8 protein-coding genes and 2 pseudogenes are annotated in these 9394 nt (G+C 70.4%); 8 read left to right on the forward strand and 2 right to left on the reverse strand.

From position 1 onward, the window contains the following. Window positions 1–176 precede the first annotated feature (176 nt). The 4 genes and pseudogenes from ilvD to AB0I23_RS16180 all read left to right on the forward strand — a co-directional run. Window positions 177–2027 carry a dihydroxy-acid dehydratase gene (ilvD, locus tag AB0I23_RS16165; RefSeq protein ID WP_359109809.1) on the forward strand — a complete coding sequence of 617 codons (1851 nt, stop codon included), beginning with the start codon at window positions 177–179 and terminating at the stop codon, window positions 2025–2027. Window positions 2028–2177: 150 nt separating this feature from the next. Next, window positions 2178–2669, forward strand: a complete 492-nt coding sequence (locus AB0I23_RS16170) for an acetyltransferase (protein WP_359109810.1) — start codon at window positions 2178–2180, stop codon at window positions 2667–2669. 79 nt (window positions 2670–2748) lie between these two features. Beyond that, window positions 2749–3297 carry a hypothetical protein gene (locus AB0I23_RS16175; RefSeq protein WP_359109811.1) on the forward strand — a complete coding sequence of 183 codons (549 nt, stop codon included), beginning with the start codon at window positions 2749–2751 and terminating at the stop codon, window positions 3295–3297. A 17-nt stretch (window positions 3298–3314) separates the two neighbouring features. After that, window positions 3315–3946, forward strand: a pseudogene (locus AB0I23_RS16180) (class I SAM-dependent methyltransferase); the annotation flags it as partial. Between the two features lie 17 nt (window positions 3947–3963). On the opposite strand, the pseudogene AB0I23_RS16185 reads toward AB0I23_RS16180, so the two are convergent. Beyond that, window positions 3964–4612 (reverse strand): annotated as a pseudogene (locus tag AB0I23_RS16185) (SulP family inorganic anion transporter); the annotation flags it as partial. A gap of 141 nt (window positions 4613–4753) precedes the next feature. Here AB0I23_RS16185 and AB0I23_RS16190 point away from each other — a divergent pair. From AB0I23_RS16190 to proC, 3 genes are all read left to right on the forward strand, one after another. Continuing rightward, window positions 4754–5518, forward strand: coding sequence for an ABC transporter ATP-binding protein (locus AB0I23_RS16190; RefSeq protein ID WP_359109812.1), 765 nt, complete (start codon window positions 4754–4756; stop codon window positions 5516–5518). After that, window positions 5515–6336, forward strand: coding sequence for an ABC transporter permease (locus AB0I23_RS16195; protein ID WP_359109813.1), 822 nt, complete (start codon window positions 5515–5517; stop codon window positions 6334–6336). The genes AB0I23_RS16190 and AB0I23_RS16195 overlap by 4 nt, the downstream gene beginning before the upstream one ends. A 76-nt stretch (window positions 6337–6412) precedes the next feature. Next, window positions 6413–7222 carry a pyrroline-5-carboxylate reductase gene (gene proC / locus AB0I23_RS16200; RefSeq protein WP_359109814.1) on the forward strand — a complete coding sequence of 270 codons (810 nt, stop codon included), beginning with the start codon at window positions 6413–6415 and terminating at the stop codon, window positions 7220–7222. Window positions 7223–7224: 2 nt separating this feature from the next. Here proC and AB0I23_RS16205 read toward each other — a convergent pair whose 3' ends face one another. After that, on the reverse strand, window positions 7225–7812 hold the full coding sequence (locus AB0I23_RS16205) for a cysteine hydrolase family protein (protein ID WP_359109815.1): 588 nt from the start codon (window positions 7810–7812) through the stop codon (window positions 7225–7227). Window positions 7813–7886: 74 nt separating this feature from the next. On the opposite strand from AB0I23_RS16205, the gene AB0I23_RS16210 reads away from it, so the two are divergent. Further along, entirely contained in the window at window positions 7887–8903 is a 1017-nt protein-coding gene (locus tag AB0I23_RS16210) for a GlxA family transcriptional regulator (RefSeq protein ID WP_359109816.1), read from the forward strand. Window positions 8904–9394: the final 491 nt, after the last annotated feature.

Consider the following 9394-nt stretch of genomic DNA (forward strand, 5'->3'; position numbering starts at 1 on the left):
CCGTTCCGGGACGGGGCGGGCAGGGGGAGCGGACCCCGCGCAGCGGCCCCGCCCCCCGAACCCCGACTCCGCCCACTCACTGAGCACCCCGTCCCGCATTCCGGACACGGTGTCCAGATCTTGGAGTCGAAGCGTAGGCTCGAAGACAGTCTTTTCTGTCGAAGGAGCGAGAGACGATGCCGCAGCTGAGGTCCCGCACTGTCACCCACGGCCGCAACATGGCGGGCGCCCGCGCCCTTATGCGGGCCTCGGGCGTAGCCGGCGAGGACATCGGCAAGCCGATCATCGCGGTCGCCAACTCGTTCACCGAGTTCGTCCCCGGCCACACGCACCTCGCCCCGGTGGGCAGGATCGTCTCCGACGCCATCAAGGCCGCGGGCGCCGTCCCCCGCGAGTTCAACACGATCGCCGTCGACGACGGCATCGCGATGGGCCACGCCGGGATGCTCTACAGCCTCCCGTCCCGCGACCTGATCGCCGACTCCGTCGAGTACATGGTCGAGGCGCACTGCGCGGACGCGCTGATCTGCATCTCCAACTGCGACAAGATCACCCCCGGCATGCTGATGGCCGCGATGCGCCTCAACATCCCGACGGTCTTCGTCTCCGGCGGCCCGATGGAGGCCGGCAAGGCCACCCTTGTCGACGGCACGGTCCGCAAGCTCGACCTGATCAACGCGATCAGCGACGCCGTCAACGAGAACGTCTCGGACGAGGACATCCTCCGTATCGAGGAGAACGCCTGTCCCACCTGCGGCAGCTGTTCCGGCATGTTCACCGCCAACTCGATGAACTGCCTGACCGAGGTCCTCGGCCTCTCCCTCCCCGGCAACGGCTCCGTCCTCGCCACGCACACCGCCCGCAAGGCGCTGTACGAGGAGGCCGGCCGCACGGTCGTCGAGATCACCAAGCGCTACTACGAGCAGGACGACGCGACGGTCCTGCCGCGCTCCATCGGCACCCGCGCCGCGTTCGACAACGCGATGGCGCTGGACATCGCCATGGGCGGCTCCACCAACACGATCCTGCACCTGCTCGCCGCCGCGCAGGAGGCCGAGCTGGACTACGACCTCGACGACATCAACGAGGTCTCGCGCCGCGTCCCCTGCCTGTCGAAGGTCGCTCCCAACGTGGCCCCCGGTGGCACGTACTACATGGAGGACGTCCACCGGGCCGGCGGCGTCCCCGCCATCCTCGGTGAGCTGCACCGCGGCGGCCTGCTCGACGAGGACGTGCACTCGGTGCACTCCGCGACCCTCGGCGAGTGGCTGAAGAACTGGGACGTCCGGGGCGGCTCCCCGTCCCCCGAGGCCGTCGAGCTGTGGCACGCGGCCCCCGGATGCGTGCGTTCCGCGACGGCCTTCTCGCAGTCCGAGCGCTGGGACACCCTCGACCTGGACGCGGCGGGCGGATGCATCCGCGACCTGGAGCACGCGTACTCCAAGGACGGCGGCCTCGCGGTCCTGAAGGGCAACCTCGCCGAGGACGGCTGCGTCGTGAAGACGGCGGGCGTCGACGAGTCGATCTGGACCTTCGAAGGCCCGGCGGTCGTCTGCGAGTCGCAGGAAGAGGCCGTCGACAAGATCCTCCGCAAGGAGATCAAGGAGGGCGACGTCGTCGTCATCCGTTACGAGGGTCCGCGCGGTGGTCCCGGCATGCAGGAGATGCTCTACCCCACCTCCTTCCTGAAGGGCCGGGGCCTGGGCAAGAGCTGTGCGCTCGTCACCGACGGCCGCTTCTCCGGCGGCACGTCGGGTCTGTCGATCGGTCACGCATCGCCGGAGGCGGCGTCGGGCGGCACGATCGCACTGGTCGAGGACGGCGACCGGATCCGGATCGACATCCCGAACCGCTCGATCGAGCTCCTCGTCCCCGACGCCGAGCTGACCACCCGCCGTGAGGCGCTGAACGGCGTGTACGCGCCGAAAAACCGCGAGCGCAAGGTCTCGGCGGCGCTGCGCGCGTATGCGGCGATGGCGACGAGCGCGGACCGCGGCGCGGTGCGCGACGTCTCGAAACTCGGCTGATACGGCACCAGGTCCCGCACACACAGTGGCCCCCGGCGTTCTCCACGCGCCGGGGGCCACTGTGTGTGCCTGACGAGACGGACGGGTAGTCACTCCACGTGTTCGGGTAAATGCCCATAATCACGCCCATCATGCGTTCATCACGATTGGATGAGCATGCACATCCCTGTCCGTACCGACGTCCTCATCCGCCGCTCGGCGGTCATCGCCTCCGCGATCGCCGCACTGGCGGTCCTCGGCGCCGTCCCGGCCCACGCGGCGTCCACAGGAGCCACCACTGCGACTGCCACCGCCACCCCGGCCGGTATCTGCGGATCCGGCTACACCCAGATCGACTCGCACGCCTTCCGTAACTCCACCACCGAACTCGCCCGCGTCCATCTGCTCTACAACGCGAGCACGAAGTCCAACTGCGTGGTCACCCTCCACTCCTCCTCCACCAGCGGTTACGCGCTGCCGACCGGGGCCTGGCTCGATGTGGACGGCGACGGCAAGGGGCAGACGAAGGACCAGGGCACGTACTCCTCGTACGCCGGTCCGGTACGCCTCGCCGCGGGCAGCCGCTGTGTGAAGTGGGGCGGAATGATCGAGGCGGGCGTCGGTACGTACACCTACACGAGCCCGTGGGAGCACTGCGGCTGATGCCGGACGGCGCTGCTCCGTCCCGCGCAGGGGCAGCGCCGCCGCCGGTACCGCCGTCGACCCGGGGATAATCGACCTCGTGAGCGAGAAAAGCGAAGCCCCCGACGGTACCGAGCCCAGCAACGCGAGCGCCGGAACCGCCCCCGGCCCGCAGCCCGAGCCCATCCGCTTCTTCGGCACGAGCTGGGTCGAGCACGACAGCCGGTACGGGCTCCGCCGTGTCGGCGTCGCCCTCGGCTCCCTCGCCGCGGCCGTCGCCTCCTGCTTCGTGCTCCGCTTCGCCTATCAGGGCCTGGAGATCGCCGACGCCGGCAGCTTCGTCGGCATCCTGGTCGTTCTGATGTTCGGCATCTGCAGCGCCATCGCCTTCCGCAAGTCCTGGGAGGGGTTCAGCCGCCGCCCGGCCGACCCGGCCGGCGAGGACAACCTGCGCAGCCTGAAGGCGATCGGGTTCGTCGGCTCGCTGCTCGCGTACTTCCTCCGCTCGTTCCTGGAGGCGCCGGGCGAGAAGCTGCGGCGTACGGAGTACGAGGCGGCCGTCGCCCGGTACGCGAAGCGCCGCTCGGCCCGGACCGGAAACCCGGCAGGCCGCAAGACACCCAAGGGCGGGAAACCCCGCCACAGGTAGCCCCGGCAGGGGTCAGGATGACCCCATGGCCCCACACAGACCCCACCACCCCCGCAGAGCCCGCACCGTCCCGCGGACTCACCTCGCCTCGATCCCGCGGTCTCTCCTTCGACCGCGCCGCCGCCCAGTACGCCGCGGCCCGTCCCGGCTACCCGCCCGCCCTCTTCGCCGCGGTCGAAGAACTCACCGGCCGCCCCCTGCGCGGCGCCCGCACCCTCGATGTCGGCGCGGGCACCGGCATCTCCACCCGGCTCCTGTACGAGCGCGGCGCCCACGTCACCGCCGTCGAACCGGGCCCCGGCATGGCGGCGGAACTGTACCGCGCGCTCCCGAACATGCCGATCGTGCGCGGCGACGGCAACCGCCTTCCCTTCGCCACCGCCTCGGCCGATCTGATCACGTACGCACAGTCCTGGCACTGGACCGATCAGACCCGAGCCGCCTCCGAGGCCCTCCGCGTCCTGCGCCCGGGCGGCGCGCTCGCGCTCTGGTGGAACGTCTCCGACACGCCGTGCCCTGGATCGCCGGGCAGGACACCCGCCTTCGCCGCTTCTTCGGCGCGGACGACAGCGCGCACGGTTCGCCCGTCCGCTCCCGCGACCTGCCGGCCGAACTCGGCTTCGCGCACCGCCTGGTGCCCTGGACCCGCCAGGACCGTCGGCACCAGCCCTGCCGTACGCCTTCGAACAGGCCCGTCGCCACGACAGTCCCTGCCGCCACCCCGGCACGACGGCCTCCCCCGCGATGCTCACGCCGCAGCGGCACCACGGCCGCACAGGAACGAGCGTGCAGCCCGCATGCACCAGCACCCCCGTCGGCGCGGCCACCGGAATCACGCCGAGCACGCCCGGCAGCACGGCCACGAACAGCAGCAGCCACACCCCGTGCAGCACCCGGGACGGCTTCGTCCGCGCCCCGACCGCACATGGGCGGCGCCGCGGACGATCACGGCGGCCATCGGTAGCGCACCGAGAAGCCCGCAGACCGAATTGCCCACCCCTGCGCGATCAGCTCCTCGTGGTACTCGGTCCGCCTGCCGTCGTGCAGCCCGTCCACGGCCGCCGCGCTGAACAGCGACTCGGCCGACACGATCAGCGCGGTCGCCCCCGTCGCGAGACCCAACCGCCGCGAGCGGTGCGGGCACCACCCGGGCCGCCCGCCGCCACAGCGTGAGGACGGCGAGCGTCCCGACCCCCACCAGGACGGCGGCGCCCGTCACCCCCGTACCCCTGACGAGTCCGGGCAGCCCGCCCGGCTGCTGCCCCATGGACCCGGAAGCCGCCACGTCGGCGAGCACGAAGATCTGCCCGGCCAATCAGAGGTGGAACGGCCCCGGTCGCCCCCGACCGCCTGCGCCCACTCCACGTCCCGTGCCGACGACACCTCGGTGTCCGGAAGCCTGCGCACCGCCCCGATCCCTTGACGAAGGGGCGCGGTGACGATCAAAATTCATCGCATGATGAATTATTCGGGTGCCATCGAGGCCCGCGGCCTCACGGTCGTACGAGGCAACCGCACCGTCCTGCGCGGCCTCGACTTCACCGTCGAACCCGGCAGGGTCACCGGCCTCCTCGGCCCCTCCGGCTGTGGCAAATCCACCCTGATGCGGGCCGTCGTCGGCACCCAGGCCAAGGTCACCGGCACCCTCGACGTCCTCGGTGCCCCCGCGGGCCACCCCACCCTCCGCCCGCGCATCGGGTACGTCACCCAGGCACCGTCGGTCTACACCGACCTCAGTGTCCGGCAGAACCTCGACTACTTCGCGGCGATCCTCCAGCCGGGCCGCGGACACCGGGACACCCGCCGCGCCGCTGTCGCCCGCGCCCTCACCGATGTCGACCTGACCAGCCACGCGGACGCCCTGGCCGGCACCCTCTCCGGCGGCCAGCTGACCCGTGTCTCCCTCGCCGCCGCCCTGCTCGGCACCCCCGAGCTCCTCGTCCTCGACGAGCCGACCGTCGGCCTCGACCCGGTACTCCGCCGCGACCTGTGGAGCCTCTTCCACGCCCTCGCTGCCGACCACGGCGCCACGCTCCTCGTCTCCTCCCACGTCATGGACGAGGCCGAGCGCTGCCACCGCCTGCTCCTCATGCGCGAGGGCGAGATCCTCGCCGACGGCACCCCCGAGGCGCTGCGCACCCACGCCCGGACCGCCACCGTCGAAGAAGCCTTCCTCCACCTGGTCGACGAGGCCGCCACCCGTCAGGAGAACGCCCGATGAGCACGGCCAACACGCCGCAGCAGGCCCCCACCACTCCGCAGGCCCCCACCGACCCCCGCGCCCAGCCCGAACCCCCGGCCCTCAGCCCCGCCCGCGCCCTCGCCACCGCCGCCCGCGTCCTGCGCCAGCTGACCCACGACCCGCGCACCGTCGCGCTGCTGCTCCTCGTCCCGGTCGTGTTGATCACGCTGCTCCGGTATGTCTTCGACGGCAGCCCGCAGACCTTCGACGCCATCGGCGCCTCGCTCCTCGGCATCTTCCCGCTGATCACGATGTTCCTGGTGACCTCGATCGCCACCCTCCGCGAACGCACGTCGGGCACCCTGGAACGCCTCCTCGCCATGCCGCTCGGCAAGGGCGACCTGATCGCCGGCTACGCCCTCGCGTTCGGCGCCGTCGCGATCCTCCAGTCCCTCCTGGCCACCGCGCTCTCGGTCTGGGTGCTCGGCCTCGACGTCGTCGGCTCCCCCTGGCTGCTGCTCCTCGTCGCCCTGCTCGACGCCCTGCTCGGCACGGCCCTCGGCCTCTTCGTCTCCGCCTTTGCCGCGTCCGAGTTCCAGGCCGTCCAGTTCATGCCGGCCGTGATCTTCCCCCAACTCCTGCTCTGCGGACTGTTCATCGCGCGCGACCGGATGGCACCCGCCCTCGAAGCGATCTCGAACGTCCTGCCCATGTCGTACGCGGTCGACGGCATGAACGAAGTCCTCCACCACACAGAGGTCACCGGCAACTTCGTCCGTGACGTCCTGATCGTCTCGTGCTGCGCCCTCCTCGTCCTCACCCTCGGCGCGGCCACCCTCCGCCGCCGCACCACCTGACGCGCCGGTGCGAGGATGGCAACGACGACGCACCACCAGAACCGCGTACCACCGCACCGTCCGGAGGGTGAACCGCATGACCCAGACAGTCGCAGTCCTCGGCACCGGCAAGATCGGCGAGGCTCTGCTCAGCGGAATGATCCGCGCGGGGTGGCGCCCGGCCGACCTGCTGGTCACCGCCCGCCGCTCCGAGCGTGCCGAGGAACTCCGTACCCGTTACGGCGTCGAGTCCGTCACCAACGCCGAAGCCGCCAAGCGCGCCGATGTCCTCATCCTCGCGGTCAAGCCCCAGGACATGGGCCGGCTCCTCGACGAACTCACCTCCCACCTCACGGCCGGCCGTCTGGTCATCAGCGCCGCCGCCGGTATCCCGACCGCCTTCATCGAGGACCGCCTCGCTCCGAAGACTCCGGTCGTACGGGTCATGCCGAACACCCCGGTCCTCGTCGACGAGGGCATGTCCGTCATCTCGGCGGGCAGCCACGCCACCACCGAACACCTCGCCACCGCCGAGGCGATCTTCGGCGGCGTGGGCAAGACCCTCCGCGTCCCCGAGTCCCAGCAGGACGCCGCGACCGCGCTGTCCGGCTCGGGACCCGCCTACTTCTACTTCCTCGTCGAAGCGATGACCGACGCGGGCATCCTGCTCGGCCTGCCCCGCGCCCAGGCCCACGACCTGATCGTGCAGGCCGCCATCGGCGCTGCGGTGATGCTCCGGGACAGCGGCGAACACCCGGTCAAGCTCCGCGAAGCCGTCACCAGCCCGGCCGGCACCACCATCAGCGCCATCCGTGAGCTGGAGAACCACGGCGTACGCGCCGCCCTCATCGCCGCCCTCGAAGCAGCCCGCGACCGCAGCCGCGAGCTGGCCTCGGGCAACGGCTGACCTCACCTGCCGGCGGCAGTCACCAGTTCCGCGCTGGTCACGACCTTCGCGAAGCCACCGTTGTGCAGCGACACAGCGGTGGCCCGCGCCAGCTCGTCCGCACTCAGCGCCCACCCCCACGGCCCGACCCCGTCGAACGTGTACGTGGCATCGAACGCGAAGAACACCTCGTACCCGAGATTCCCGCCCATCCGCGCCGTCGTCTCCGCGCACATATTGGTCTGGATCCCGGCCACCACGATCTGCCGCACCCCGCCCGCACTGAGCCACGCCCCGAGATCGGGCGTGCCGTAGAAGGCGGAATTCACGGTCTTCGTCAGGAACAGTTCGGGCCCACTGCCCTTCCCCCGCCGCTCCTCCACGTATCCCTTGAACGCGTTCCCCGAGTACCCGGGCCGCAGCGGCGAATCCGGCTTCGCCGAGTCATGCCGCACAAACACGACGGGGCGCCCACTCGCCTGCCAGGCGTCGATGAGCTCCGCAATGTTCCGATCCGCCTCCGGATTGTTCCGTGGCCCCCAGTGAGCCTCCTCCTCAAAGCCTTCCTGTACATCCACCACGACCAGCGCTGCGTTCTCTGCGATCTCCATACGAACGATGCTGCCGCCCCGGACCGCACCAGCCCAGAGGTCGAAATGTCATCGATCGATGATTTACTGCCACCATGTCGCCCCACCCCTCCGCCACCCCCACGCGGATCGCCCTGGTCGCGTTCCCCGGCATCCGCGCCTTCGACGTCTCGGTCATCACCGAGGTCTGGGGCGTGAACCGCACCGACCGCGGAGTCCCGCCCTTCGAGCTGCGCCGCACCGCTGCCGGCCCGGCCCCCATCCCGCTGCGCGGCGGCCTCTCCCTCAGCCCGGACCGCACCCTCGCCTGGCTGACCGACGCCGATCTGATTGTCGTCCCCGGCCTCGACGACCACCTGACACCCGCCCCCACACCGGTCCTCGAAGCCCTCCGCCACGCCCACACCCGAGGTACCCCCATAGCCGCACTCTGCGGCGGCGCGTTCACCCTCGCGCAGGCGGGACTCCTCGACGGTCGCCAAGCTGTCACCCACTGGAACCTCACCGACCTCCTCCGCACCCGCCATCCTCAGGTGACGGTCGTCCCGGACGCCCTCTTCCTCCACGACGACAACGTCTGGACGTCGGCCGGCACCGCAGCCGGTATCGACCTCTGCCTCCATCTCGTCCGCACGGCCCATGGCGCCGAAGCCGCAGCGGCGATCGCCCGTTCGATGGTCACGGCCCCGTTCCGCACCGGCACCCAGGCTCAATTCATCGAACACCCCACCCCGCACACGGACCGGGACGCCGACACCCTGGCTGCGGTGCGCGCCTTTGCCCTCACCCACCTGGCCGAACCCCACACGGTGGCCGACCTCGCAGCCCGCGCCGGCATGTCCCCCCGCTCCTTCGCGCGCCACTTCCAGGCGACCACGGGCACCACACCGCTGCGCTGGTTGATCACTCAACGCATCGCCGCAGCCCAGAAGCTCCTGGAGCGGACCGACCTGCCGCTACCCGAGGTGGCCCGCCGCACGGGCTTCGGCAGCGAGATCACCATGCGCCAGCACTTCGCGACCCACCTGGCCACCAGCCCCCGGGACTACCGCTTGGCCTTCCACCACACTCCGGGCCAGCCGCAGGTTGACACGGCCCGCCCGCATCCGTAATGTTCTCCGAGTTGTCCGACGTGAGCGCCGACCCCGGTCGGTCCCCGGACAGCCATTCCGCAGTAACCACATCGAGCAAGCGACGTCTGTCGCCCTGCTTTCTGTGCGCATATGCGAAATGAGGAATCCGTGTTCGAAGGAACGCGACCCCGATTAGCGTCGGGTCCCAGGATTCCGCTAAAGTCTCACTCGTCGGAACGGCCGAACAGCCGGGAAGGCAAACCCCGCTGACTGGGAATCAGGCCCGAAAGGATCTGATAGAGTCGGACTCGCCGGAAAGGGAAACGCGAAAGCGAAGAACTGGAAAGCGCAGTAACAAATCTTCTGCTTCGCAGAGGGCCCGCTTCGACCGGGAATCGGACACGAAAGAGTCTGATAGAGTCGGAAACGCAAGACCGAAGGGAAAAGCCCGGAGGAAAGCCCGAGAGGGTGAGTACAAAGGAAGCGTCCGTTCCTTGAGAACTCAACAGCGTGCCAAAAGTCAACGCCAG

This window comes from Streptomyces atratus, assembly GCF_040655115.1.
GTDB lineage: Bacteria > Actinomycetota > Actinomycetes > Streptomycetales > Streptomycetaceae > Streptomyces > Streptomyces atratus_D.

Excerpts from the sequence above, each read along its gene's own strand:
- ilvD (WP_359109809.1), top strand. The coding sequence starts at position 177 with ATGCCGCAGCTGAGGTCCCGCACTGTCACCCACGGCCGCAACATGGCG.
- proC (WP_359109814.1), top strand. The coding sequence starts at position 6,413 with ATGACCCAGACAGTCGCAGTCCTCGGCACCGGCAAGATCGGCGAGGCT.
- AB0I23_RS16210 (WP_359109816.1), top strand. The coding sequence starts at position 7,887 with ATGTCGCCCCACCCCTCCGCCACCCCCACGCGGATCGCCCTGGTCGCG.
- AB0I23_RS16205 (WP_359109815.1), bottom strand. The coding sequence starts at position 7,812 with ATGGAGATCGCAGAGAACGCAGCGCTGGTCGTGGTGGATGTACAGGAA.
- AB0I23_RS16190 (WP_359109812.1), top strand. The coding sequence starts at position 4,754 with ATGATGAATTATTCGGGTGCCATCGAGGCCCGCGGCCTCACGGTCGTA.
- AB0I23_RS16170 (WP_359109810.1), top strand. The coding sequence starts at position 2,178 with ATGAGCATGCACATCCCTGTCCGTACCGACGTCCTCATCCGCCGCTCG.
- AB0I23_RS16195 (WP_359109813.1), top strand. The coding sequence starts at position 5,515 with ATGAGCACGGCCAACACGCCGCAGCAGGCCCCCACCACTCCGCAGGCC.